This window comes from Furfurilactobacillus curtus, assembly GCF_045862785.1.
Classification (GTDB): Bacteria; Bacillota; Bacilli; order Lactobacillales; family Lactobacillaceae; genus Furfurilactobacillus; species Furfurilactobacillus curtus.
In genome coordinates, this window is the sequence record NZ_BQXO01000001.1 from 249,361 (window position 1) to 273,860 (window position 24,500).

24 protein-coding genes and 1 riboswitch are annotated in these 24,500 nt (G+C 44.9%); of the genes, 18 read left to right on the forward strand and 6 right to left on the reverse strand.

Annotated elements, in window-relative coordinates; all coding sequences use genetic code 11:
- Nucleotides 1-23: 23 nt before the first annotated feature.
- From ACKTR2_RS01400 to ACKTR2_RS01420, 5 genes are all read left to right on the forward strand, one after another.
- Complete coding sequence (locus ACKTR2_RS01400) at nucleotides 24-365, forward strand: putative DNA-binding protein (protein ID WP_407882244.1); 342 nt, start codon at nucleotides 24-26, stop codon at nucleotides 363-365.
- A 31-nt stretch (nucleotides 366-396) separates the two neighbouring features.
- Nucleotides 397-1,860, forward strand: a complete 1,464-nt coding sequence (gene ffh / locus ACKTR2_RS01405; RefSeq protein WP_407882245.1) for a signal recognition particle protein — start codon at nucleotides 397-399, stop codon at nucleotides 1,858-1,860.
- A 289-nt stretch (nucleotides 1,861-2,149) separates the two neighbouring features.
- Nucleotides 2,150-3,355, forward strand: coding sequence for an NAD(P) transhydrogenase subunit alpha (locus tag ACKTR2_RS01410; protein ID WP_407882246.1), 1,206 nt, complete (start codon nucleotides 2,150-2,152; stop codon nucleotides 3,353-3,355).
- Entirely contained in the window at nucleotides 3,352-3,666 is a 315-nt protein-coding gene (locus tag ACKTR2_RS01415; RefSeq protein ID WP_407882247.1) for an NAD(P) transhydrogenase subunit alpha, read from the forward strand. The genes ACKTR2_RS01410 and ACKTR2_RS01415 overlap by 4 nt, the downstream gene beginning before the upstream one ends.
- Complete coding sequence (locus tag ACKTR2_RS01420) at nucleotides 3,663-5,081, forward strand: NAD(P)(+) transhydrogenase (Re/Si-specific) subunit beta (RefSeq protein WP_407882248.1); 1,419 nt, start codon at nucleotides 3,663-3,665, stop codon at nucleotides 5,079-5,081. Before ACKTR2_RS01415 ends, ACKTR2_RS01420 begins: the two co-directional genes overlap by 4 nt.
- A 160-nt stretch (nucleotides 5,082-5,241) precedes the next feature.
- On the opposite strand, the gene ACKTR2_RS01425 is transcribed toward ACKTR2_RS01420, so the two are convergent.
- Together ACKTR2_RS01425 and ACKTR2_RS01430 are read right to left on the reverse strand one after the other, a co-directional pair.
- Complete coding sequence (locus tag ACKTR2_RS01425) at nucleotides 5,242-5,610, reverse strand: YxeA family protein (RefSeq protein WP_407882249.1); 369 nt, start codon at nucleotides 5,608-5,610, stop codon at nucleotides 5,242-5,244.
- A 72-nt stretch (nucleotides 5,611-5,682) separates the two neighbouring features.
- On the reverse strand, nucleotides 5,683-6,045 hold the full coding sequence (locus ACKTR2_RS01430) for a hypothetical protein (RefSeq protein ID WP_407882250.1): 363 nt from the start codon (nucleotides 6,043-6,045) through the stop codon (nucleotides 5,683-5,685).
- Between the two features lie 168 nt (nucleotides 6,046-6,213).
- On the opposite strand from ACKTR2_RS01430, the gene ACKTR2_RS01435 reads away from it, so the two are divergent.
- From ACKTR2_RS01435 to ACKTR2_RS01445, 3 genes are all read left to right on the forward strand, one after another.
- Entirely contained in the window at nucleotides 6,214-6,885 is a 672-nt protein-coding gene (locus ACKTR2_RS01435; protein ID WP_407882251.1) for an MgtC/SapB family protein, read from the forward strand.
- A gap of 96 nt (nucleotides 6,886-6,981) precedes the next feature.
- Entirely contained in the window at nucleotides 6,982-9,195 is a 2,214-nt protein-coding gene (locus ACKTR2_RS01440; RefSeq protein WP_407882252.1) for an alpha-galactosidase, read from the forward strand.
- A gap of 187 nt (nucleotides 9,196-9,382) precedes the next feature.
- Complete coding sequence (locus ACKTR2_RS01445; protein ID WP_407882253.1) at nucleotides 9,383-9,583, forward strand: cold-shock protein; 201 nt, start codon at nucleotides 9,383-9,385, stop codon at nucleotides 9,581-9,583.
- A 57-nt stretch (nucleotides 9,584-9,640) separates the two neighbouring features.
- Here ACKTR2_RS01445 and ade read toward each other — a convergent pair whose 3' ends face one another.
- Nucleotides 9,641-11,338 carry an adenine deaminase gene (gene ade / locus ACKTR2_RS01450; RefSeq protein ID WP_407882254.1) on the reverse strand — a complete coding sequence of 566 codons (1,698 nt, stop codon included), beginning with the start codon at nucleotides 11,336-11,338 and terminating at the stop codon, nucleotides 9,641-9,643.
- 130 nt (nucleotides 11,339-11,468) lie between these two features.
- A riboswitch (purine riboswitch) is annotated at nucleotides 11,469-11,566 on the reverse strand.
- 121 nt (nucleotides 11,567-11,687) lie between these two features.
- Here ade and ACKTR2_RS01455 point away from each other — a divergent pair.
- Nucleotides 11,688-12,629: a DMT family transporter gene (locus tag ACKTR2_RS01455; RefSeq protein WP_407882255.1), complete on the forward strand. Its 942-nt coding sequence runs from the start codon at nucleotides 11,688-11,690 to the stop codon at nucleotides 12,627-12,629.
- Nucleotides 12,630-12,715: 86 nt separating this feature from the next.
- Entirely contained in the window at nucleotides 12,716-13,714 is a 999-nt protein-coding gene (locus ACKTR2_RS01460; protein ID WP_407882256.1) for a CAP domain-containing protein, read from the forward strand.
- A 112-nt stretch (nucleotides 13,715-13,826) separates the two neighbouring features.
- Here ACKTR2_RS01460 and ACKTR2_RS01465 read toward each other — a convergent pair whose 3' ends face one another.
- Nucleotides 13,827-14,750, reverse strand: coding sequence for a hypothetical protein (locus ACKTR2_RS01465; RefSeq protein ID WP_407882257.1), 924 nt, complete (start codon nucleotides 14,748-14,750; stop codon nucleotides 13,827-13,829).
- Between the two features lie 251 nt (nucleotides 14,751-15,001).
- Here ACKTR2_RS01465 and rpsP point away from each other — a divergent pair, with 251 nt between their 5' ends.
- The 5 genes from rpsP to rplS all read left to right on the forward strand — a co-directional run bounded on the left by rpsP (nucleotide 15,002) and on the right by rplS (nucleotide 17,576).
- Nucleotides 15,002-15,277 carry a 30S ribosomal protein S16 gene (rpsP, locus tag ACKTR2_RS01470; protein WP_407882258.1) on the forward strand — a complete coding sequence of 92 codons (276 nt, stop codon included), beginning with the start codon at nucleotides 15,002-15,004 and terminating at the stop codon, nucleotides 15,275-15,277.
- Between the two features lie 17 nt (nucleotides 15,278-15,294).
- Complete coding sequence (locus ACKTR2_RS01475) at nucleotides 15,295-15,573, forward strand: KH domain-containing protein (protein ID WP_407882259.1); 279 nt, start codon at nucleotides 15,295-15,297, stop codon at nucleotides 15,571-15,573.
- A gap of 207 nt (nucleotides 15,574-15,780) precedes the next feature.
- Complete coding sequence (gene rimM, locus ACKTR2_RS01480) at nucleotides 15,781-16,305, forward strand: ribosome maturation factor RimM (RefSeq protein ID WP_407882260.1); 525 nt, start codon at nucleotides 15,781-15,783, stop codon at nucleotides 16,303-16,305.
- Complete coding sequence (gene trmD / locus ACKTR2_RS01485) at nucleotides 16,295-17,038, forward strand: tRNA (guanosine(37)-N1)-methyltransferase TrmD (protein WP_407882571.1); 744 nt, start codon at nucleotides 16,295-16,297, stop codon at nucleotides 17,036-17,038. The genes rimM and trmD overlap by 11 nt, the downstream gene beginning before the upstream one ends.
- Before the next feature lie 184 nt (nucleotides 17,039-17,222).
- A complete protein-coding gene (gene rplS, locus ACKTR2_RS01490) occupies nucleotides 17,223-17,576 on the forward strand; it encodes a 50S ribosomal protein L19 (RefSeq protein WP_407882261.1) in 354 nt (117 codons plus the stop codon).
- Between the two features lie 218 nt (nucleotides 17,577-17,794).
- Here the strand turns inward: rplS and yjeM are convergent, their stop codons facing one another.
- On the reverse strand, nucleotides 17,795-19,303 hold the full coding sequence (gene yjeM / locus ACKTR2_RS01495; RefSeq protein WP_407882262.1) for a glutamate/gamma-aminobutyrate family transporter YjeM: 1,509 nt from the start codon (nucleotides 19,301-19,303) through the stop codon (nucleotides 17,795-17,797).
- Between the two features lie 57 nt (nucleotides 19,304-19,360).
- Nucleotides 19,361-20,794, reverse strand: a complete 1,434-nt coding sequence (locus ACKTR2_RS01500) for a C69 family dipeptidase (protein WP_407882263.1) — start codon at nucleotides 20,792-20,794, stop codon at nucleotides 19,361-19,363.
- A gap of 268 nt (nucleotides 20,795-21,062) precedes the next feature.
- Here ACKTR2_RS01500 and ACKTR2_RS01505 point away from each other — a divergent pair, with 268 nt between their 5' ends.
- The 3 genes from ACKTR2_RS01505 to ACKTR2_RS01515 all read left to right on the forward strand — a co-directional run bounded on the left by ACKTR2_RS01505 (nucleotide 21,063) and on the right by ACKTR2_RS01515 (nucleotide 24,470).
- Nucleotides 21,063-21,956 (forward strand): YitT family protein, encoded by an 894-nt coding sequence (locus ACKTR2_RS01505; protein ID WP_407882264.1) that lies wholly within the window; start codon nucleotides 21,063-21,065, stop codon nucleotides 21,954-21,956.
- A 64-nt stretch (nucleotides 21,957-22,020) separates the two neighbouring features.
- On the forward strand, nucleotides 22,021-23,520 hold the full coding sequence (gene glpK / locus ACKTR2_RS01510; protein WP_407882265.1) for a glycerol kinase GlpK: 1,500 nt from the start codon (nucleotides 22,021-22,023) through the stop codon (nucleotides 23,518-23,520).
- A gap of 44 nt (nucleotides 23,521-23,564) precedes the next feature.
- Nucleotides 23,565-24,470: a DMT family transporter gene (locus ACKTR2_RS01515; RefSeq protein WP_407882266.1), complete on the forward strand. Its 906-nt coding sequence runs from the start codon at nucleotides 23,565-23,567 to the stop codon at nucleotides 24,468-24,470.
- Nucleotides 24,471-24,500: the final 30 nt, after the last annotated feature.

The window sequence follows — 24,500 nt, forward strand, 5'->3', positions numbered from 1 at the left end:
TATCGCGAGGTGAAGACGGGTACATGGAAATCGAAAAAAATGACCGAATCAATTCACTGTTCGGTTTTTATGAATCGCTATTAACGGCGAAGCAAAAAGCATATGTTGAACAGTATTATGGCGAAGATTATTCATTAGGCGAAATTGCAGAGAACTTTGATGTCAGTCGACAAGCTGTTTATGACAATATTAAACGCACCGAAGTTATCTTAGAAAATTATGAGCGCAAACTTCAGCTTTACGCAGACTTCTTGCGGCGTAATCAGGCCGCTGACGCGGTCGCTAATTATGTGGTGAGACACTACCCAGATGATCGCCAATTGCGACAGTTAATTGCGCAGCTAGAAACAAGTGAAAGTGTTTAAACAATTCGGATCATGAACTGGAGGAATGGTTATGGCCTTTGAAGGGCTGACAGAACGATTACAAAATGCAATGAAACATTTGCGGGGAAAAGGAAAAGTCTCTGAGAGTGACTTACGCGAAACGATGCGGGAAATCCGACTCGCTTTGCTCGAAGCTGACGTTAACTTTGATGTAGTCAAGACATTTGTTAAAACAGTGCGCGACCGTGCAATGGGTAGCAACGTGCTAGATGGGCTAAATCCCGCCCAGCAAATCGTTAAAATTGTTGACGAAGAATTAACGAAAACGATGGGTTCGGATGCCAGCGAACTTAATAAAGCACCAAAGATTCCAACAATTATTATGATGGTTGGTTTGCAAGGGGCTGGTAAGACCACCACTGCTGGCAAGTTAGCTTATAAATTAAAGAATGAACAGCAAGCGCGTCCCTTGTTCATTGCGGCCGATGTCTATCGACCGGCTGCGATCGATCAGTTACAACAAGTGGCTGATCAAATCGATGTGCCTGTATTTGAATTAGGGACAGATGTTGATCCCGTTGAGATCGTGCGCCAGGGGCTGGGCCAAGCGGTAGCAAATAAGAACGATTACGTCATCATTGATACGGCTGGTCGACTCCAAATTGATGAACAATTGATGGATGAGTTGGCTAATATCAAGGCATTAGCGCATCCAAATGAAATCTTATTAGTCGTTGATGCCATGACTGGGCAAAATGCCGTTAATACGGCAACTGGTTTTGACGATAAGTTAGATATTACCGGCGTAGTCTTGACTAAGTTAGATGGAGACACTCGTGGCGGAGCTGCTCTGTCCATCCGGGCTGTCACCGGTAAACCAATTAAATTTGTCGGTGAGGGAGAAAAGATGTCCGCCCTAGACACCTTCCATCCCGACCGGATGGCATCTCGAATTTTGGGGATGGGGGACATGTTGACGCTAATTGAAAAAGCGCAACAGGTTTCTGATGAGAAGCAGGCGGCTGATCTTGAACAGAAGATGCGGGAAAATTCTTTTGATTTCAATGATTTTCTCGATCAGATGGATCAGATGAATAAGATGGGTGGCATGGAGAGTATCATGAAGATGATTCCCGGCCTAGCGAACAATCCAGCAATCGCTAATGCGCAGATCGATCCCAAAGATTTAGCTCATATGCGTGCAACCGTTTATTCAATGACACCGCAAGAACGAGAAAATCCCGATGTGTTGAATCCAAGTCGTCGTCGTCGGATTGCTGCAGGCTCTGGGCGACCAATTCAAGAGGTTAATCGACTTATTAAACAGTTTGATCAGATGAAGAAAATGATGAAACAAATGTCCAACGGTAACATGGGTGCTTTAGACCAATTAGTTCCTGGTGGTCTAGGCGGCATGATGGGCAGCGGCTCCGGAATCTCTGGGCGCTTAGGCAAGATGGCGGTTAATCGGATGGTTCGTCAAACGCGTAAGAATAAGAAAAAAAGAATTAAAAAGAATAAACGTAGTCGCTAATGGATGCGTTCACTCATAAAGCTGACCATGACTTGGTATCTACCAAATCATGGTCAGCTTTTTTGAATTTCGTGCTACGGAACAGTATTGGGATTTAGGCCATACTGCTTTGCTTGGTGTACATTTTGTCAGTAATCGTCATAGAATTTTGTTTTTTGTGTAACAGAACTGAAGAGTCGTTTAAAAAGCAAGAACTTATGAACAGATTACTGTTAAAACAATTGTGATTCATCAATGTAAGCGCTATGCTGGTATTGTGAAATATTTCTAAAAGATGGAGGGATGTTACATGGCGATCGTAGTTTCTGCACTTAAAGAGGCAACTGGCGAAAACCGGGTTGCGCTAACCCCGGATGTTGTCAGTCGCTTGGTTAAGGGCAACTATGAAGTGTTAATTGAACAAGGTGCGGGTGTTAATGCATTTTATCCTGATCAGGCTTATCAAGATGCCGGAGCAACACTGGTTAGTCGTGACGATGCAATTAAACAGTCAAATTTAATCGCGGTTATTAATCAACTAGATGCAACGACCATTGGGCAGTTGACTGCTGGACAAACATTGATTGGGTTACTAGCACCGTTAACTGATCCGGATGGCATTAAAGCCTTAGCCAAACAAAAGGTGACAGCATTAGCTTTTGAACTATTGCCACGAACGGTTTCTCGGGCCCAAACCATGGATGTTTTGAGTTCTCAATCCAGTGTGGCGGGCTACAAAGCCGCTTTAGTGGCAGCAGACAAGTTCTCTCGCTACTTCCCAATGATGATTACGGCTGCCGGAACGGCTAAACCAGCTAAAGTGCTTGTTTTGGGTACTGGTGTAGCTGGGTTGCAAGCCATCGGGACTGCTAAACGACTGGGTGCTGTTGTTTCCGGATATGATGTGCGTCCTGCCTCACGCGGTGAAGTTGAATCACTGGGGGCCACATTCCTGACGACTTCTGTCTCTGGCGCCGGTGAAGGTGGTTATGCTCGTCAATTAACACCGGAAGAGACGCAGCAGCAACAGGATGAATTGGCTGGATTCATTGCGGAAAACAATGTCATCATCACGACGGCGCAGGTCCCGGGTCGGAAGCCACCATTATTGGTGACGCAAAAATCTGTCGATGAAGCTAAACCAGGCACGATTTTCATTGACTTAGCAGCTAGTGACTTGGGCGGCAACGTGGCCAGTTCTAAGCCGAATGAAACGGTGATGACACCAGCTGGCGCACAAATTATTGGTGCTGGTGATATGGCTAGTCAACTACCAGCAGCGGCTTCAGATATGTTTTCAAAAAACGTTCAAGCCGTGATTAACTATGTGACTAAAGAAGAAGCCTTAAGCTTTGACGTTGATGACGATGTCTTAGGAGAACTATTGGCAACTTACAACGGTGACATTATTAGCAACCGTCTAAGAGGGGCCATGAATTTGCCTGAACGGACGTCAAGTCGGCCAGATCAAACAGTGGCGGCAGATACAGAGACGAAAGGAGCCGATCAGTCATGAGCCAAGAGTTATATGCGAATTTAGCCATTTTTGTGTTGAGTTTACTAGTTGGATTTGAAGTCATGAGTAAAATTCCATCCACGTTACAAACCCCGATGATGTCTGGTGCGAACGCGATCCACGGTGTCGTTGTCGTCGGTGCCTTTGTCATTGCGGCTGAAGCAAATAATTGGTTATTTTATTGTTTAGCCTTTTTTGGCGCCTTCTTTGCGGCCGTAAATGTGGCCGGTGGGTATACCGTTACTGACCGGATGTTAGGGATGTTTAACCGCCCTAAAAATTCACAACCAAAGGAGGATGATCACAAATGAACGCATTAGTGACAACGTCTTCACTGGTTTACTTAGTTTCGGCCGTTTGTTATGTCATCGGGGTTCACCTGATGCGATCACCAAAGACCGCCCGTCGAGGGAATGGTTTATCCGCAATCGGGATGTTTTTAGCCGTAATTATGATTATTATCACGATTATTGCTGAAGGTAAGATTACCGGGATTGGCTGGGTAGTGCTCATTGCTGGATTGGCCCTCGGAATTTGGTACGGTGTGGTGCGAGCTCGCAAAGTCCCGATGACCGATGTTCCTCAACTGGTTAGTCTATTCAACGCTGTTGGTGGTGGTGCCGCCGCCGTCATTGGGATCTTTGACTATATTGTTAAAGATGCCGGTTCTAGCCTTAACTTGGCCTTTTCCTTGCCTGTCTTTTTGGATGTGGTGATTGGGGGGATTACTTTCTCCGGTTCACTAATTGCTACTGGGAAATTATCGGGTCATGTTTCTGGCAAGCCGATTACCTTTCCTGGGGCGCGGTTGATCAACGCCTTAATCGTAGTTGCGATTTTAATTGCGGCTTGGTTAATGATGGGTGAACCGACCAATATCTGGTTTGTCGTACTCGGATTAGTTGCCAGCCTGGTTTTTGGTCTGCTCATGACCATGCCAATCGGTGGGGCAGATATGCCAGTAGTTGTTTCGCTGTTAAACGCATTTACTGGTTTGGCCGTTGCCTTTGCTGGGTTTGTTATTGACAACCAAGTGCTCATAATTGCTGGGGCATTAGTGGGTGCAGCCGGAACTATTTTAACGTTACAAATGGCTGATGCGATGAATCGTTCGGTCGCGAATATCTTGGCCGGTGGATTTGGTACTGGTGACAGTGGTAGTAACAGTGCTGCCGAGGATGTACCGGTCAACGTTAAAGAAACCAGCGCTGATGACGTTGGTCTACAATTGGCTTATGCGCAAAATGTCATGATTGTACCTGGGTATGGTTTAGCTGCAGCACAGGCTCAACATGAAGTTGCTGAATTGGCCAAGTTATTGACGGATAACGGGATTAACGTGAACTATGCGATTCACCCAGTGGCCGGGCGGATGCCAGGTCACATGAACGTGTTATTAGCTGATGTCAACGTGCCCTATGACCAGATGAAGCAGATGGAAGAAGCAAATTCGATGTTTGAAAATACGGATGTTTCTTTAGTCATTGGTGCTAATGATGTCACCAATCCATTGGCTAGAGAGTCAGGCAATGCCATTTCTGGTATGCCAATTTTAGATGTTGATAAATCGAAGTCTGTGGTCGTGATTAAACGGTCCATGAGTACCGGCTATGCTGGTGTGCAAAATCCATTGTTCTCCTTAGACAACACTCAAATGTTCTTCTCAGATGCGAAGAAAGGGCTGCAAGACATTATTGCTTCAACTAAGGAGTACATTAACCAATAATATAAAAGGGTTTGTTAGCTGTTCGAATTATTCGCATAAATCCTTTAAACTACTTTTTGGCGAATGATTAACAATTTCAATGTGACAAGAAAAAAAGTCATCCATAAACGGATGGCTTTTTTAGCTCAAGATTGGCTTGATTGTCTGAAATCTGCCAGCATTATTGATATTGATCAATTTTGGTTAGTGCTTTGTTGGCGATTTGTGAGCGTTTAACAACAGTGTAGGATTTAACGCCCTTTTCCTTTGAATAAATGACTTTCAAGTAAACCCCCTTCTTCAAGGGCGTATTGTCTGACTTTACGCTGTGGAATTGGAGTCGTTGAGATGCGCCTTGATCATCGAAACCTGTTTGGTCATATTTATAAAATACCGATTGCGCTCCCTGACTGGCTGATCCAGATTTACTGATGGGGTCGCTAACTTTGATATAGTAGGCGTGTCCGCCATAGGTGATTTGATGGTCAATCCCTATGCCAACAGCGACCAGGATGACTAATGCGACCAGGATCCATTTGAATCGTTTCATGTGCAGCCTTCTTTCCAAAAATTGGTAGTGTAAGCATAACAACACAGAATGGTTGGTTGGCTAAAGAAAAGGTTAAGATCTTAGCTTGGAACACTTGAGACTGTCAATTAGGTCAATCAGTTGGGCTGTTTGAGCGTCATCTAAGGGTTGGTGCTGCAATAAGGTGTCGATTTGCATGCCTATTTCTACAATATCCTGTTCTTTGGGGTTTGAACTGATGAAAAAAGCGATCATGACGAAGCGTTGTAATTGTTTTTGGGCCATTTGATCCTGATGCAAGGCACCTTGAGCCAAGGTCACGATTGTTTTGCGAAATTTTTCTTGACGACGTTTAGATTCCCGAAAATTATTTATGTAAGGTAAAAATAGGGCAACACAGACCGCTAACAGTTCAGCGACGGCCGCGACCCATTCTGATAATGGACCGATTTCCATTGAACTCCTCCTTAATAATCCGGTCACTTGGATTTAGCGTACCAACAATTTGATCATAGCATAAAGCGGATCAATTAGAGAGTGGATCGGGCAGTGGTCGGGAAAATTTCGACCATTGCTGAATTTTGTTATGATAAAGTGGCATAAAGATTTCAGGAGGACTTTGCGATGCCATTAGAACTTGATTGGTGCCTTCGCTTACTCCTAGCAGCCGCTTGTGGTGGTTTGATAGGTTACGAACGGTCTAGCCGTTTAAAAAATGCAGGCATTCGCACACACATTATCGTGGCCGTTGGCGCTGCCTTAATTATGATCGTCTCAAAGTATGGTTTTGCTGACGTGTTGACGCGATCCGACGTTGTGTTGGATCCGTCACGGATTGCCGCTCAAATCGTCAGTGGAATCAGCTTTATCGGTGCTGGGACCATTCTGGTTAAACAAGACAATGTCAATGGACTAACCACCGCTGCCGGAGTATGGGCGACTGCAGCGGTTGGTATGGCAGCAGGTGCCGGGTTGTATTTTATCGCGTTAGCCGCGATGTTAGTTGTCGTGGCCGTTCAATTCTTGTTTCGGGAACGTCGGTTATTAAAATATTTTTTGAAACGATTACACGTCCATTTTAAACTAACCCTTAACCAGACACCGGACGGGTTAGCGCAATTAAAACATCAGTTGCAGGTGGCTGGGTTGTCACAAATTCAGCTAGATATTAGTGCAATTACTCAAACGACCGTCACGGTTGAAATAGATGCAGTGACGCAACGACCAGAACAATTGAATCAATTATTCGAACAGTTAATCAATGAGCATGGGGTTCAAAGTGTCGAACGTTCTTAAGATCATTTAGGGGAAAAAGCTACCTTTGAAATCGCTTTCAAAAATCGGTACACTGAAAGTGTTTAAACTACCGATTGAAAGGGAGCTTATAAACCAATGGCAATTACAGTGGATGAACAACATAATTATCATTTACAGACCCAATCGACTAGCTATTTGATGGGGTTGCTCGAAAACGGTGAGTTAGGGCACTTTTATTACGGTCCTCGGTTGGCAGAGCCTGTTAATTTTGCAGAGCTACGCCAACGTGATGTGCAATCATTAGAACCAGTCTTATCAGCTGAGCAAGCCGATTTTTCCAGCGATCGGATCATGCAAGAATATCCTGGCTTTGGCCATGGTGATTTTCATTATCCTGCGTATCAAATTCAATATGAAAATGGCGCGCGGATCTCGGAATGGCAATTTGTCGGCGATGAGATTACTGATGGTAAGTTAGAATTAAATGGATTACCTTCGGCCAGCGCCCCAGTCGGTGATCGCCACGTCCAAACATTAAAAGTTCATTTTCAGGAAGCACAAAGTGGCCTACAACTAACTTTAAATTACACCGTCTTTGAACAAGCTGATGTAATCGTTCGTAGTGCAACCTTCAAGAATCAGGGGCAGCAAGTATTAAAGGTGCCTCGCGCCTTGAGTTTAGCTCTGGATCTTCCGACGGCCCCGTATGACTTGTTGCAACTTTCCGGAGCGTGGGCCAGAGAACGGCAGGTGGTTCGCCAACCACTACACTCTGGTGTCCAATCCGTCAGTAGTACGCGTGTCGCAAGCAGCGCACAGCAAAACCCTTTTATCGCTCTCTTAAATCCACAAGCGACTGAACGCAGTGGGTCTGTTTACGGGATTAACCTAATCTACAGTGGTAATTTTTTAGCGCAGGCCGAAGTTGATCAAGATGAACGAACCCGGGTCACCATTGGTATCAATCCTTTCGAGTTTGAGTGGACCTTGACGCCTGGACAAAGTTTTCAGACGCCGGAAGCCATGCTAACATATGCGGACAATGGGTTGTCTGAGATGAGTCATCATTTTCACCAATTCTTGCGTCAGTATCTCATTCCAAAACGATGGGTTGATGAGGATCGGCCAATCTTAATCAACAATTGGGAAGCAACTTATTTCGACTTTAATGAGTCGAAACTGGTTCAATTTGCGCAAAAGGCCAAGCAATTAGGAATTGAATTGTTTGTATTGGACGATGGATGGTTCGGGAAACGCGATGATGATACGACCTCCCTGGGTGACTGGCAAGTTAATTTGCAGAAATTACCGCATGGTTTATCTGGCTTGGCACATCAAGTCCATGACTTAGGCCTGAAGTTTGGCCTATGGTTCGAACCAGAAATGATTTCGATTGAAAGCCAACTTTATCAGCGACATCCGGAGTGGGTGATTCAGGTACCAGAGCGACGAATGAGTCCGTCACGTCATCAATTCATTCTAGATTTTTCTCGGCCTGAGGTGGTCGAGGCCATTTTTAAACAGATGGCTTCAGCGATCAATGCGGCCCAGTTGGATTACATTAAATGGGATATGAATCGGTACATGACGGAGGCGTACAGTCCGGCCTTGCCAGCCGAACGGCAGCTAGAATTTGGTCATCGATACATTCTCGGTGTTTATCAGCTGTATGAGCGGCTTACTAAAACATTTCCAAATGTCCTGTTCGAATCTTGTGCATCAGGTGGCGGACGGTTTGACACGGGCCTTTTGTACTATGCGCCGCAAGCATGGACCAGTGACGATACCGATGCAATGGAACGTTTGCGAATTCAGTGGGGAACATCGCTCGTTTATCCGCTCAATACGATGGGCGCGCATGTGTCTGCAGTGCCCAATGCCCAAATTAACCGCGTGACGTCATTAGCAACGCGTGGGGCGGTGGCAGATTTTGGCGATTTGGGATATGAGCTTGATATCACGTCTTTGTCGGCAGCAGCACGGGCTGAGATCGCCCAGCAAATTAAATTTTATCGTCAATATCGTGATCTTTTCCAACGGGGCACCTTTTATCGTTTGCAGAGTCCTTTTGCAGGGAATGTCACTGCATGGGAGGTTGTTAGTGATGACCAACAGACGGCGATCGTTGGGCGCTATCAAGTTCTTGCGGTACCAAACCCGGCTAGTGCCCGGATTTGTTTTACTGGGTTAAAGGAGACACAGTTATATCGAATCAACGATGGACCAGTGATAGCCGGCAGTCAGTTAATGAATGCGGGACTCTGGATCGGCCAACAGACTGACGCAAGTGGTGCATTGACCCACGGGGATTTTGCCAGTCAACTTTTTGTTGCAAAAGCAGTTCGATAACGGCGCAAAATTTTTGTTGAATAAGTTGTTGATTATCCTTGCCCAAATTAAAAAATAGCGTTACAGTGTAGTCATTGTATTGATAGTTCGGTAGTAAGTGTACTAGTTCTTTGGAATGACAACCTTTCTCGCCCGGCTTTAGATGCAAAATTATAATTGCGCTGGTGCGCATGGAGGTTTCATTCTTATGGAACAAGGTACTGTTAAATGGTTTAACGCTGACAAGGGTTACGGCTTCATTACTCGTGAAAACGGTGACGATGTATTCGTTCACTTCTCAGCAATTCAAGGCGACGGCTTCAAGACATTGGACGAAGGCCAACATGTAACCTTCGATGTTGAAGACAGCGACCGTGGCCCACAAGCAACCAACGTTGTTAAAGACTAATTTTTAGTCGATAAAAAGACCATCCTCAAGCGAGGATGGTCTTTTTTATGCAATCGATTATTTTTGAGTAGGGGTGATTGCGACGGGAACAAAAGCCCCCTTGGTAAAGTCATAGAGTCCCTGGTCTGTCAGTTTTAATGTCGGAATGACAGGTAAACTTAAAAAAGATAGCGTAATGAACGGATCAAAATTGACGGTAGGCGCGATTTGACGAAAGGCCTGATGCAAGGCTAATAACTGATCATTGACCTGTTGGGCCGGTAACGAACTCATTAAACCGCCCACCGGTAAAGGTAAGGTTGTGATCAGATTACCATCGACGACGACTAATCCACCATCTAATTCAGTGATCGCCGAAATGGCTTGCATCATTGCACTATCGGAGGTTCCAGCAACAATTAAGTTATGTGAATCGTGCCCAACACTACTGGCAAAGGCCCCTCGTCTCAGTTGAAAGCCACTGACTAAGCCGACGCCAACGTGCCCTGTATGATGATGACGTTCCACGACCGCCATTTTGAGTACATCTAATTGATCATCCCAGCAAAACTCCCCGCAATTGGTGGCAACTTGTTTGATTAGGGCGCTGGTGGTGATGTGATTTGGCTGGACACCAATCACGCGGGCTAGCCGTTCAGGAACTTTTAACGCTAAGTCTTCTATCTGACAACGATGATTGAGGTGGGTTAAAGTGTAAGGCCTTGCTGTTATTGGTTTTGGATCCACTGACTGCCATTGACCAGCCTTCATGACACGGTTGATGGTGACATGTTCAACATCTTGTAAGATGACTAAATCCGCGACCATCCCGGTTGTCAAAGCACCTCTGTCAGCCAGCTGTTCACCTTCGGCAGCATGAAGGCTAGCCATGGTGTAGGCAAGCTCTGGGGTTAGGCCATTAGCGATGGCTAAGCGAATATTTTGATCAATGGAACCTTCTTGAACTAAATCAGTCACCGTTTTGTCGTCTGTGCAAAAAGCAATGCGATTTGCATTTTGCGCATTGACTGCTGGCAAGAGATTTAACAAATCTCGCTCGACAGTACCTTCTCGCAAATAAACGTAAAAACCGGCACGCAAGCGTTCAACGAGTTCTTGTGGGGTAGTTGCCTCATGATCACTGCGAATGTGGGCGTCCTGATACGCTAACAACTGACTGCCACTGAGACCGGCCAAGTGACCATCCACCGGTAGCTTTCGTCGATGAGCATCAGCAATTTTGGCCATTAAGTCGGGATCTTGATGAACTAAAGCCGGAAAATCCATCACTTCAGCAAGACCGTGAACCATTGGTTCGTGATAAAGTGGCGCTAAGTCAGCGGCTGTTAATTTAGCCCCGGCGTGTTCAAATGGGTCGCAGGGCACAGCCGATGGTAACATGAAAAAGTAGTCGACATTGGCTTGCTTCGCATCATCAATTAGATAGCTCACTCCTGCTTGGCCAGCAACATTGGCTAACTCATGAGGGTCCGCAACCGCGCTAGTCACGCCATGACTTATTAATAGTGGGCTAAGTTGGCTAGGTGTTAGTAATGAACTTTCAATATGCATATGCGCATCAATGAATCCAGGAACAATAGTTTGACCAGTTAAATCAAACCGTTTTTTCGCTCGAAATTTGAGACCAGTGCGATCACCAATGATGAAGCCATTGTTAATCCACAATGTCGTTTGGCAAAAGGTTTGGGTGTAAACATCGAGTACGTTGGCGTTAGCGAGTTCATAATCGACAACAATATCAGTGGGTTGTGGCATGTTAGGAGAACTCCTTTTCGTGGGCTTGAAATTTTAGAGTAGCTCGACCATAACCAGATCATCATAATTTTTGCATGACTAACGCCAATGATGCATTCAAAGAAAAGACCACCGTCAAAAAAAGAGACAGTGGTCGACGACAATGGCTTATAGTCCGAAATTACGGTTCCGGGTAGAGACGAGTCGACCAATTACGACGCTTATATAAGCTGTTTTAATTAGATTGTGGTTTACAATAACATAGGTTAGCGTTGAAAACAACGGACATCTGCAAGTCAAATCTTGTTATACTAAAACTACTATCGTTATTTGTCGGCTAAGCTAGTGAGCAGCATAGGGAGAGGTACTCGTGGTTCGAAAACAAAAGCAGCAACAAACATTGGGCGTTATTTTGGCCAGCACAGGTGCCCTCCTATGGGGTGTTTCCGGTCCAATTTCACAATTTCTATTTCAGCATCGGCAGGTTTCACCAGAGTGGTTGACGGGTTTAAAAATGTTGATTTCTGGTTGTTTGATTTTGCTGTGGGTCCGACGACAACAAGGCCGTCATGTTTTTGATCTGTGGCATCATCGCCGCGATGCGATCTTGATGGTGATTTTTTCAATTGTCGGTATGGGGGCTGTTCAATATATTTTCTTTTTAACGGTCCGAGTTGCCAGTGCGCCAACTGCTACGATTATGCAAACATTAGGGACTGTGATGATTGTTTTGTGGGGCATTTTTTATCATCATGATTTCCCCCGTCCTGCAGATGTATTAGCGGTCAGTCTGGCCTTGTTTGGCACTTGGATGTTGGTGACGAAGGGGCATTTATTGCATTTAGCCATCTCGCCACTAGCGCTGACATTTGGATTATTACTAGGCTTAGCGGGTGCTGTCAATACTTTGTTGCCCGCCAGTTTACTACAACGCTATGACACTTTAACTGTTGTAGGGTGGTCAATGCTGCTTGGTGGCTTACTATTTTCAGTTATTCATCCGTTTTGGGTAAATGTTCCACAACTATCGGGATTAGAGTGGCTGGGCGTTGGTTTCATTGTCATCTTTGGGACTGGCTTGGCCTACATGACTTTTTTGGGCAGTTTAAACTTCATTTCACCCACGGCGGCCGGCTTACTAGATGCGTTTGAACCACTGTCAGCGACCCTCTTATCGGTAATCTTCTTAAAGATGAGCTTTAACGGCGCTCAAATCATTGGTGGCGCTTTAATTTTAAGTACGGTGTTTATTCTCTCGTTAGCCAAACCTAAAGATCCGCTGACAGAAGATTTGGATGATACCGGCAACTAGACGAGGTAATTTTGATAAAGAAAATGATACAAAAACAATTTATTTTTAAGTGTGATATTCATTTCCATGGACGTTTCATATTAATCGTGGCGGTCAGTTTATGGTTTGCTATCGGCAATGTTGGCTCATCGGTTCAGGCCGCAAAAGTGGCAGGTTATACGCAAGCACAAGCCCAACAGATCAAGCAGTGGCAACATCGGTATAATCAACTTAGTCAACGAGCTTATTCTGATCATGATATCTATCAGCAACGGCCACGCTTTTCACCTAAACTGAAGGCTGGTCAATTGCGAGCTTCTTACCAACGAGAGTTACTTGATTATGTCAATTTTTACAGAGCCCTCGTGGGTCTGCCGAGTATTCGTTATGGATTAAACGCCAACAACCAGGCTCAGTTGGCGGCAGCTGATATGGCAGCTGCCGACGGATTTAGTCATGGGTTAATCAAACAACGGCGCCCTAAGTTGGTCACCAAAAATCAGTGGGCGGTTGGGCAGCAAGTGACCGAGACGAGCAATATCGGTCAAATGGTGATGTCAGAACGGATCGATCAAACGATGGGAAATTATTTACGGGATAATTTTAATGTGGAAGGAAATAACACCGGACATCGTGCCTGGTTGCTCTCACCAGTCGTGCACACGATTGGCATTGGGATTGCACACCGGCCTAAATCGACCTTTGGCTATAGTAATATTTATTTTGCCGATCAGAGTCAGCGAGCGATCACACCTAATCGTAATCAAGTTATTAATTATCCGTCAGCTGGTGTGTTTCCACGAGCGATGTTAGTGAGTCAGCAGCATGACCACCCAATTTATTGGTCAAGCAACTTTACGCTTGATGCGGCGACTAGTGGTCGAGTACGGGTCGAAATTCGCGATGACACGACACATCAACGGCAGTGGGCGCACAATGTTCACGTCAATCGTAGCCAACATTACGGGCAATTTGCGATGATCGTCACTTACCGACCACCATTCATGGTGATTAATGGTCATCAATATACAGTGTCAATTACGGGTCTGACCCACCATCCTCATGGCTATCGCTATCGGTTTAGCCCCTTTAACCTCAATAATTGAGCGCATTGAATAAACATGATCAGCAAAAGAAAACGCATCAGCCGGACCACTTCCATGGTCGCCTGGTGCGTTTTTAGTGGAGCGTTGAATTTCTGTGGGGCGAATCTGTGCTTTAAAACGAACTGATTAAGGACTCTAATTTACTAATAATTCCATTTACACCGCTGTCCTTTAGGGTATCGCTGGCCTGTGTTGGGGAGGTACTGTCAGCCATATCAGACATGGTGTCGGATAGCTTATTTAACTGAGAGCTAACTGTACCACGCACAACCGCATTAGCATTACTCTGTGATACCTGGGTTTGCAAATTGCTGACCTGCTGTTGTAGCGAGGCAATCGTGGCTTGATACTGTGCATTGTCATTACTAGTTTTGTAATCTGTGACCGCTTGCTGTAATTGCTTGGTCATTGAGTTCAATGCCTTGACCTGTTCTTTTAAGCTTGAGACTTGGCTTGATAGACCACTATTTTGTGACGTTAGCGCTGCTTGACGAGAAGAAGCTTCAGACGACGATGAAGCAGCAGCCGCTGAGGAACTGGCCGCTGAAGCCATCGCTGCCTCATTTTGGGCCTGATTATGCGCGTTGACACCCCAAATAATGAGGACTAGGGCAATGATGGCAATTAATCCACCGATGATCATATTGCGCCGCCGATGGCTAGATTTTGGTTTAACAGCTTGCGTCGCTGCTTGACTAGCAGCCGCAGAAGCAGGGGCCGATTCAACGACAATAGGGGATCGACCGTCTAAATCAGCTTCAGTATTGACAATCGTTAGCGTAAAATAGGCACGACCGACATTACCCCGGTCGTCCATTACGGCAACTGGAACTTGATGCTGGCCAGCGACTGAGAAGTCAATATTTTCTAAATTGGCGTTTAAATGAGTAGTAATGTCTGTGCCACGACTGTCAATGGCACGTGCCCCAGCAGCTTGAAGTAGTCGCGCATTGGTGGGGCGACTGATGGCATCAGTTTTAACGATTCTAAGTTGCGGATGTGTAAAGCTGATCTGAGGTTCGGAATTGTTTTGCATAAGTGACTCCTTCATCAGGTGAATTCACAGGTACTTGATTACGGTTAATTTACCATATCAAGCTTAGACAACCGACCGTTCATATAAATCTTGACCAGAGTTTAACCTTCTTAGCAGAAATTATACAAACATGAGTTTCTGATCAATGTAGCCGACAGGAGGAAGATTTTAAGTGTAAAGAAAAACTCCTTGACACCACCCGGATGGTTGGCTAAACTAAGACTCGTTAAGAAATTTAGGAGGAATTTTCAATGTCTGTAAAAATTCGTTTAAAACGTATGGGTTCCAAGAAACGTCCGTTCTACCGTATCGTGGTTGCTGATTCTCGTTCACCTCGTGATGGTCGGTTTATCGAACAGATTGGTACTTATAACACATTAGTTAACCCTGCTGAAGTTAAGCTAGACGAAGACTTAGCAATGCAATGGTTAAACAATGGTGCGCAACCTTCTGATACAGTTAAAAACATCTTTTCTCAAGAAGGTATTATGAAGAAGTACCACGAAGCTAAGTTCACTAAGAAGTAATTTGAGGCGATTAGCGCATGAATTCTAATCAGGAGCACCGATTAACAAGTGAAGAAGTCAGGACATTTATTGTCACTGTTGTTTCGCCACTCGTCGATCATCCTGATGCGATCACGGTCGCAGTTAAACCTGGAGAACGTTTCACGGACTATGCTCTGCAGGTTGATCCCCGTGATATTGGGGCTGTTATTGGTCATCATGGTCAGGTTGCTCAGGCAATTCGAACAGTGGTTTATAGCGTGCGGACGAACGATCATCGACGCGTGCGACTACTAATCATGGATGAGAATATGTAAGACATTGGTTTATTCAAGTCTGGTGAAGTTGTTGCCAGCTTGTGCTGCTAATGCTTAAACACCTCGTTCCATTTGTGGACCCTATTTCCTGAAATTTGGGAGATAGGGTCTTTTCAGTTGATACTATTCGTGTTTAAACTAACCTATGCATAGATATAGATTTGCGATTGCGATCGCCAGACAAGCAGAATGAAAGAGGGACTCATTGTGGCCTTTTATAATATCGGTAAAATCGTGAACACCCAAGGTTTAAAGGGCGAACTACGTGTGGTTGCCACCACGGATTTCCCCACGCAGCGCTTCGCTAATGGTCAAATGGTTTATGTGACGGCCAATCGACCAGGGGCCAAACAAGAAGCACTGACAATTGATTCATCGCGGACTTACAAATCTTTTATCCTGGTGACATTTAAGGGCTTAAATGATATTAATTTGGTTGAGCAATACAAGGGATCTGAATTGTATGTAACCGAATCGCAGCAGCAACCGTTGCCGGATGGTCAATATTACTATCACGAGATCATTGGATTACGTGTCATTGATGAACACCAACAAGAAATTGGAGTTGTCAAAGAGATCTTGGCGCCGGGAGCCAATGACGTATGGGTTGTTAAACGTCCTGGGAAGTCAGATCTATTATTACCGGTTATTGATCCAGTCGTCAAAAAGGTCGATATTCAAGCAGGTTCGATCAATATCGAGATGATGGCGGGGCTAGATGATGAGGATTGACATTTTAAGTTTATTCCCTGATATGTTTAGTGGCCCTTTAACAGAGTCGATTGTAGGCAAAGCAGTTGATAAGGGAATCCTTGACATTAACGTCACTGATTTTCGCGACTTTACCACCGATCGCCACCATCACGTTGATGACACTCCCTATGGTGGTGGGGCAGGGATGCTATTGATGCCACAACCGATTTTTGACGCGATGGATCATGTTGAGCAGGATGCGGGAAATCGTGGACGGGTTATTTTGTTAGATCCAGCTGGAACTCCATTTACGGAGCAGGTGGCCGAATCATTTGCGACGGAATCACATTTAACCTTCATCTGTGGACATTATGAAGGTTATGACGAACGCATTCGCGAACTAGTGACTGATGAGGTATCACTGGGAGATTATGTTTTAACCGGGGGTGAGTTAGGCGCCATGGTCATGATTGATGCGACCGTGCGTTTGATTCCCGATGTGTTAGGAAACATGGATTCAGCCCCTGGTGATTCCTTTAGCAATGGGTTGCTTGAATATCCTCAATATACGCGACCGGCTGATTTTCGGGGGCGGTTGGTACCGGAAGTCTTAACCAACGGTAATCATCAATTGATTGATGAGTGGCGCATGCGTGAATCATTACGACGCACGTATCAAAGACGCCCGGATTTACTTGCTTCAGCAACCCTCACGACGGCACAACAGCGTTTATTAAATGATATTATTGATGAAGAAACCCGTGGCAAATGATCGTTATTAATGTCTAGCGTACGAAATGGATTATGATTTGTGTTTTAGTCTGGGTTGTAAAGGAATTTAGCTTTACAACCACTCGAGTTTTGTGGTACGCTTTTTTGTGGCGATTTAGCCCATAATACCGATGTTCCGCTGGCAGCGCGACTGTGAATGAACCTCGAGTGAAAGGAAGCTCATTATGAGACAGAACCAATTAATTGAAAAGATCACCGCTAGCCAATTACGCGATGACATGCCTGATTTCCGCGCCGGTGACACTGTACGGGTCTTCGCCCGGATCGTTGAAGGGACCCGTGAGCGGATCCAGTTATTCGAAGGGGTTGTCGTTAAGCGTCATGGTGCTGGTATTTCAGCAACCTACACTGTTCGTAAGATCAGTAACGGGATTGGGGTTGAACGAACCTTCCCAGTTAACTCACCACGAGTTGATCATGTGGAAGTTACCCGTCATGGTCGCGTTCGGCGTAGTAAGTTATACTACTTACGTGCCTTACATGGTAAAGCGGCTCGGATCAAGGAAGCACGTCGTTAAGATTTGCGCTTGATCTATGCTAAAAAGCACGTTGGATTGACTAATCATCGTCAATCCAACGTGCTTTTTTTATTGTGGACTATTTCGGAGCTTGTTTAATTTTAAGTTGATTCTCAAAGCGTACGTGACTTGAATTTTTGCAAACACTGAGAATAAGGAGAAAGTGCATTGGGAATAGTTTCAAAATTAAAGGCTTTTCCAGCCTAAGGTACCTCAAACTAATCGTCTAAATTATTTTCCCGGTTGGCATAGAAGATCCAAGCGATGCCACCGAAAATGATCGGACCAGCAACGGTAGCAATGGCGGTTACCCAATCTTTAACTAAGAAGGGCTGTAAAATAGTAAAGCCAATCCCGACACTCAAAGTAATCATAACTAGCGTTACGACAAACAGCATCCAGCGATGTGAGTGATAAGCGACGAACGGACGTGGCAAATCTTCTCGTTTAAAGTAGGGGAAAGCGCCAACTAAGAACAAGTATGGCAAAGTCGTTGACACATTGCTCATGGAAGTTAAAACATTGTAGAAAAATTTAGCGTCTTGATGAGTTAATACTGAGGCAATGGAGATTCCAGTGATAAATACGATCACAGCTACTGCCTGCATCCACATCGCAAATTCAGGCATGCCATGGCGATTCAGGCGCGTCATTTTCTTTGGCCAAAGTGCCTTTGGTGATCCTAAAATGAAAGATTTCAAGGGTGAGTAAATTAACACAAAGAAAGAACCAAGGTAGGCCAAAAACATGCTGACTCCAGCAAAACGGGAAAAGACTTCACCAAGGACATGGGCACTGGATACACTCAGGCCTAGTGCGATCCCTAAGACGTCACCCAGATTTCCCATCAAGACATAAGTGATGTTACCCAAATTGACATTTCCGTGAGCAATAACCATGCTCCAGTTTGTCGAAATTCCCCATAAGAAGATCGTTAGCGAATAACCAATCCCAATCACCAAAGTCCCAATCAAGATTCCTTTCGGGAAGGTTTTTTCTGGTTGATCGAGTGAGTCGGTTACCCCACCGATTGATTCCAAACCACCATAAGCAAAAATGGCATAAATCACGAAACTGATCATGGCAATTGGGGTTTGAAATTGCGGATTTGGAGAAGTCGCGAAGTCCGACAAGTGATTAATAGGTTGGGCCAGCTGAAAATGATTGGCAATTAGAATAATTAAACTCGCCAGCACTAAGATGACATTTAATGCCATAACAGCTATTCCGCCGACCGAAGAGACTCTGGCGATGGATTCCATGCCTCGAGAGGCCGCCCACGTAATACCAATGATCCACAAAATGGCCAGTAAGCCAATTGTTAGGGTGGAGTTTAATCCGAAAAGATGCCAACTTGGCGTGGTATCTTTGCCCGTCAAAATTGTTGAAAGCGTAATCCAAACTTTCTGGGAAATCATAACTTGCCAGATGATCCACGCGGATAACCAGATAAAGGTCGCGATAAAGGACCACTGCTCCCCAATTGAGGCATCTAGCCAGGAGTAGATCCCACCTTTAGAGCCCTTTAAAGAGGCACCATACTCAGCAAACATCAAGCCACTCGGCAGGAAGAATAGTAGTGCGCCTAACAAATACCAGAAGATTGCCCCATAGCCCATTTGCTCAAAAGCCGTGGGGGTATTACCAAAACCAAAAATAGTCGTAAAGATCATTAAAACAAGTGCACCAAGCGTTAAGGTCTTCTTGTTGCTTGATTCATTTTCCATTGTGAAACCTCATTTCATGTCATCGAGCTTGATTTATTCCACGATTGAATATTACCTTTATAATTTTTCATCCGTTTTGAAATTGAGTGGTGAAAAATCAGTACTTTCAGTCACTAGTTGCCCGATTAGTGACTGGTACGCGGTTAACGCTTGTTTAGCCATCCGTTCATTTGATTTAGTTAAAAAAACGAGTTGATCAGTTGAAGCCTGTTGAATAGCAATCTGGTCGGTAGCTCGCAGTTGAGCGGCCAGTTGGGCAGCTAAATCAGTTTGTACGCGTTGATAAAGCGTATTGAAGTGTTGATAGTGTGCATCCCACAAGATGCCCGCCAGTTTATAGGTCCAGTAAGCGCTGGTGGGCGAATAAGTGGCTTGTCCCTGCTGATACGCGGCAGGTGTATCGTTAACGGCACTGTAGAATGGTACAAATGAACTCTGTGCGGCCACGCCCATTGCCAACCAATGAATTCCAACTAAATTGGGTTGATCTTTTTGTGACCGTAACTGGAGCACATGGGCTTCCTGTGTCTTAGCCAAGCTAATCGGACGAAAGTCATGTTTATGTTGTTCATCCTGTCCAACCGGATCATAAGGCGTTCCTTCATAATGGTTGCTTAGAAAACCTTGAACATCGTGGACGGATAATTTGTGTTCTGGATAACGGATGAATGGTAATTCCTGATTCATCGGATCTTGAACAGTACTGGGATTGAACAACCGCTGACCAGCCCAAACACGTGGTGTGTTGTAGTGTTCGTCTGCCACGGTGTGCGTTCCAAAAATTCGTCGCCAGTTAAAGCCATCTTGGTCTGGATTCAATCGATTAGTTTTAACAAATTCGGCAAGTCCAGAGGCAGTCATGAAGTTATCCGGGTCGTCGAAATCAACTTCCTGGATGGCCAATTGGTTTGCAACCACGGCATAGCCATCATCTGGAATACGCTGAGCAACCCATTGGTGACCAGCCCCAGTTTCCATATACCAAGCTTCTTGTTGATCTGCAAATAAAATCCCATTCGTTTCTGCGGTACCAGCGGCCTCAATAAGTGAACCCAAACGGCTAACTCCTTGGCGCGCGGTCGTGATGTATGGGAGGACCACAGTAACCATAGCTTCTTCGTTTAGTCCATCGGTGACGAAGGGGTCAGCGGCTAAGACAGTTGAATTCGAATAGGCACTTTCGGTTGCCGACATGGCGACATTGGCTTCGTTAATCCCATCTTCTTCAAACAGCCCGAATTTTGGCGTCCATTCAGGTGTGGCAGTGTACCGTAAAGCAATTTTAGGCAGGGTTGCCTTAAAACCATTATCGTTGGATTGAAATGGCTGAGGGGTATCAAATACTTGATGGGGGTGGACCACGAAATGTTTAGGCCAGGAAGGCTTACTGTCTTCATTGCGACCAATCATAATCGAGCCGTCGAGAGTTGCATAACGGCCTACTAAAATACTCGTGCAGGCGGAGGGACGCCGTTCAAAAAGTTGCTCCATTCATCAAAACCTCACTTTATTGACGAGCAAGACGTCTGTGGCCTTGCATAATTTTATAAAATTACATTAAAGTAAATTGTAGCAGAAAAGCGACGCACCAGTTGGTTTCACTCGTTATTTTAAGGGCTTTCATGCTGATTTCTAACCAAGCTTCATCATGGAAATGACGTAACAAGGGTAATTCTGTGATTAACTGGTAAATCTGGTGGTCAGACATTAGAAGAATGTGGTTTAATTGGAACATTAAAACAAACGGAGGAGTGCGCTTATGGCACGTTGGCAAGATCAAGATGGCCTCATTAAAATCGTAATTCTCTTATTTTCATCGATTTGTTGTGCAGTCGCGTTAAATGAATTTTTAATTCCTAGCGATATTTTTTCAGGCGGTCTAAATGGGATTGCTCAACTGTTACATTGGGGATTGGTAGCAACTAACATCCATGTTTCAACAGGTTGGTTCATTCTTGCCTTTAATTTACCAATCGGCATTATGGGGTGGCATAAAATTGGACCTAAGTTCACCGCTTGGAGTTTTGCCAACGCAATCGTGACCTCGATTTTAGCCATTGTAATTCCTGAGGTGAGCGTATCGCATAATGCATTGCTAAATGCGCTGTTTGGCGGCATCCTAACGGGTATTGGCATCGGATTTCCTTTTCGATTTGGTTTTTCAACCGGTGGCATGGATATTATTGCAATGGTGTTACAAAAAACGACAGGCCGGTCTATTGGCACCTTAACTTTGTTGTTGAATTCAGGCATTGTTGCCGTTGCTGGTTTTTTTATTGGTTGGGAAAATGCCTTATTTACGATTATCACAATCTATGCGACTTCCCGCATGGTGGACACAATTCATACGCGACACCAAAAAATGACTGCTTTAATTGTTACTAGTCATCCTGAGGAGATGATTCAGGACTTGCGCAGTCACTTATTTCGCGGCATTACCGTCTTACCTTCACGTGGTGGGTTCAGCAATCAGACAAACGCGACGTTAATGATCGTTATTTCCCGTTATGAACTTTATGATTTAAAAAACACGGTAAATCGCATTGATCCAGAAAGTTTCATGGATCTCGTCACAACTGTTGATGTCAGTGGTAATTTTTTCGATGAAGCGACTCAAGAACGTTTACGTCAAATGCGGAATCGGGTGGAATAGATCCCTTGAAATTTGCTAAAATTAACAGAGGCTTAATTTCATAACGGCAGATAGGAGTCAATTTATGAACGATGAACAGTACGTGATGGCGATTGATCAAGGGACCACGAGCAGTCGGGCCATGATTTTTAATCATCAAGGTCAAGTAATCGGCAAAGCGCAAAAGGAATTCCCCCAATATTTTCCCAAACCAGGGTGGGTCGAACATGATCCGGAAGAAATTTGGGAAAGTGTCCAATCAGTGATGGCTGATGCCCTCATCCAAGCACACATTCCACCGTATAAAATTCGCGGAATCGGGATCACGAACCAACGAGAAACGACGATCATTTGGGATAAGAAAACTGGTAAACCGGTATACCATGCAATCGTGTGGCAATCAAAACAAACAGCCTCGATTGCAGACGACTGGCAAGCAGCTGGTCTGGCGGATAAAATTCATCAGAAGACGGGATTGGTCATTGATTCATACTTCTCCGCCTCTAAGATCAAATGGCTTCTTGATCAGGTGCCCGGCTGTCGAACAAGGGCAGAAAATGGTGACTTACTATTTGGGACAATCGATACATGGTTGCTATGGAAATTAACCGGGGGCAAAGTACACGCCACAGATTATACTAATGCTAGTCGGACGATGCTATTTAATATTCATGAGCTGCAGTGGGATCAAGAGCTACTAACAACATTTAACATTCCACGAGGGTTGCTGCCGGAGGTTCGTAGTTCGTCAGAGATATATGGTTATACAGCTGACTATACGATGTCAGGTGTTTCGGTACCGATCTGTGGGATCGCCGGTGATCAGCAGGCCGCCTTATTCGGACAGACAGCCTTTGATGAAGGAAATGTCAAAAACACATATGGTACTGGCGCTTTTATTGTGATGAATACCGGATCACAGCCGATCCTCTCGAATAAGGGGCTCTTAACGACCGTTGCTTACGGATTAAATGGGCAGGTTAATTATGCCTTAGAGGGATCCATCTTTGTTGCTGGTTCTGCAGTCCAATGGTTGCGAGATGGCCTTGCACTAGTAACATCTGCGACTGAAACAGAAAAGCTTGCCAATCAAGTTGAAGGCGATGATGGTATCTATGTGGTGCCCGCTTTTACTGGATTAGGAGCCCCATATTGGGATCAAGAATTGCGCGGTGCCGTTTTCGGGTTGACCCGTGGAACCAGCAAAGCCGCGTTTGTTCGTGCCACCTTACAAGCAATTGCTTATCAAACACGGGATGTCGTGGACACCATGGTCGCAGACACAGGGTTGGCAATTGCGACCTTACATGTGGATGGTGGTGCTGCTCAAAACGACTACTTGATGCAATTTCAAGCAGATATTTTAAATACAACCATTCAACGTGCAAAGATCAATGAAACAACCGCTTTGGGCGCCGCTTTTCTTGCCGGCCTGGCGGTGGATTTTTGGCACGATCAAGCAGAATTGCGCAAATTGTATGCCGATGGTGCACAATTTGTGCCGACCATGTCAGCCGTTCGACGTTCTAGACTGTACCAAGGTTGGCAAATAGCGATTAAAGCTGCACAAGCATTTGAGCATTAGTGAACGTTTATTTTTATAAGTCTATTTTGAAGTAAGGAAGTCACATGAAAGCACAAAATTATTCTAAAGGAATCTTTTGGGCCGCGTTTGCCTCCACGATGTGGGGAATTTCGGGGACCATTCTTCAGTACATTTCGCAAGGACAAAATATTCCTGCCACCTGGTTTTTATCGGTACGTACGTTAGGTGCTGGAACTATTTTATTGATTATCGGTTGGTTTCAAGAACGCAATCGGATTTTTTCGCTATTTAAATCCTGGCGATTGGTCGGTTGGCTAGTCGCCTACGCATTGTTAGGCTTGATGGCGAATCTCTTTACTTTTTATATGAGTATCAAAACGGGTAATGCTTCGGCGGCGACAATTTTGCAGTACCTGAGCCCGCTATTCATCGTCTTAGGAGCCTTGGTGTTTAAACGAGAATTACCCATGCGTTCAGATTTAATTGCCTTTGCCATTGCGTTATTAGGTGTGTTCTTAGCGATTACAAAGGGAAACATCCATACGCTGGCAGTCCCAGTTCCTTCGATTATTTGGGGCATTTTATCGGGGGTCACCGCGGCTTGTTATGTCGTTTTACCACGGGCAATCGTGGCGGAGCATTCGCCGATTGTCGTGTTAGGGTGGGGAATGTTCATCAGTGGCATCCTATTTAACTTAGCGCGTCCATTTTGGGTGGATACGCCGCCTATTACACCACAACTAGTGGCTTCTATTGGCAGTGTTATTTTGGTGGGGACCATCTTAGCATTTTCCACACTACTTTATAGTTTGAATTTTGCTCCCTCGGCCGTCATCAGCATCGTAGATGCGGTTCAGCCGGTAGTCACATTTATTCTTAGTATTATTTTCTTTCACTTACAAATTAGTGTAATGGAAGTTATCGGATCAGTGCTTGTAATTGTTGCCGTCTATCTACTGCAGCGTTTGAGACAGACTGGGTCCGATTAAAGTCCAGTCAAAAAGATCGTTTCTTTAGCC

What these genes read in the sequence shown, in the direction of transcription:
- glpK (WP_407882265.1), top strand. Translation starts at nt 22,021, where the DNA reads ATGAACGATGAACAGTACGTGATGGCGATTGATCAAGGGACCACGAGC.
- ACKTR2_RS01435 (WP_407882251.1), top strand. Translation starts at nt 6,214, where the DNA reads ATGCCATTAGAACTTGATTGGTGCCTTCGCTTACTCCTAGCAGCCGCT.
- ACKTR2_RS01475 (WP_407882259.1), top strand. Translation starts at nt 15,295, where the DNA reads ATGAATTCTAATCAGGAGCACCGATTAACAAGTGAAGAAGTCAGGACA.
- ACKTR2_RS01430 (WP_407882250.1), bottom strand. Translation starts at nt 6,045, where the DNA reads ATGGAAATCGGTCCATTATCAGAATGGGTCGCGGCCGTCGCTGAACTG.
- ACKTR2_RS01415 (WP_407882247.1), top strand. Translation starts at nt 3,352, where the DNA reads ATGAGCCAAGAGTTATATGCGAATTTAGCCATTTTTGTGTTGAGTTTA.
- yjeM (WP_407882262.1), bottom strand. Translation starts at nt 19,303, where the DNA reads ATGGAAAATGAATCAAGCAACAAGAAGACCTTAACGCTTGGTGCACTT.
- ACKTR2_RS01500 (WP_407882263.1), bottom strand. Translation starts at nt 20,794, where the DNA reads ATGGAGCAACTTTTTGAACGGCGTCCCTCCGCCTGCACGAGTATTTTA.
- ACKTR2_RS01425 (WP_407882249.1), bottom strand. Translation starts at nt 5,610, where the DNA reads ATGAAACGATTCAAATGGATCCTGGTCGCATTAGTCATCCTGGTCGCT.
- rplS (WP_407882261.1), top strand. Translation starts at nt 17,223, where the DNA reads ATGAGACAGAACCAATTAATTGAAAAGATCACCGCTAGCCAATTACGC.
- ACKTR2_RS01420 (WP_407882248.1), top strand. Translation starts at nt 3,663, where the DNA reads ATGAACGCATTAGTGACAACGTCTTCACTGGTTTACTTAGTTTCGGCC.
- ACKTR2_RS01400 (WP_407882244.1), top strand. Translation starts at nt 24, where the DNA reads ATGGAAATCGAAAAAAATGACCGAATCAATTCACTGTTCGGTTTTTAT.
- ACKTR2_RS01505 (WP_407882264.1), top strand. Translation starts at nt 21,063, where the DNA reads ATGGCACGTTGGCAAGATCAAGATGGCCTCATTAAAATCGTAATTCTC.
- ACKTR2_RS01515 (WP_407882266.1), top strand. Translation starts at nt 23,565, where the DNA reads ATGAAAGCACAAAATTATTCTAAAGGAATCTTTTGGGCCGCGTTTGCC.
- ACKTR2_RS01465 (WP_407882257.1), bottom strand. Translation starts at nt 14,750, where the DNA reads ATGCAAAACAATTCCGAACCTCAGATCAGCTTTACACATCCGCAACTT.
- ffh (WP_407882245.1), top strand. Translation starts at nt 397, where the DNA reads ATGGCCTTTGAAGGGCTGACAGAACGATTACAAAATGCAATGAAACAT.
- rpsP (WP_407882258.1), top strand. Translation starts at nt 15,002, where the DNA reads ATGTCTGTAAAAATTCGTTTAAAACGTATGGGTTCCAAGAAACGTCCG.
- ACKTR2_RS01410 (WP_407882246.1), top strand. Translation starts at nt 2,150, where the DNA reads ATGGCGATCGTAGTTTCTGCACTTAAAGAGGCAACTGGCGAAAACCGG.
- trmD (WP_407882571.1), top strand. Translation starts at nt 16,295, where the DNA reads ATGAGGATTGACATTTTAAGTTTATTCCCTGATATGTTTAGTGGCCCT.
- ACKTR2_RS01440 (WP_407882252.1), top strand. Translation starts at nt 6,982, where the DNA reads ATGGCAATTACAGTGGATGAACAACATAATTATCATTTACAGACCCAA.
- ACKTR2_RS01445 (WP_407882253.1), top strand. Translation starts at nt 9,383, where the DNA reads ATGGAACAAGGTACTGTTAAATGGTTTAACGCTGACAAGGGTTACGGC.
- ade (WP_407882254.1), bottom strand. Translation starts at nt 11,338, where the DNA reads ATGCCACAACCCACTGATATTGTTGTCGATTATGAACTCGCTAACGCC.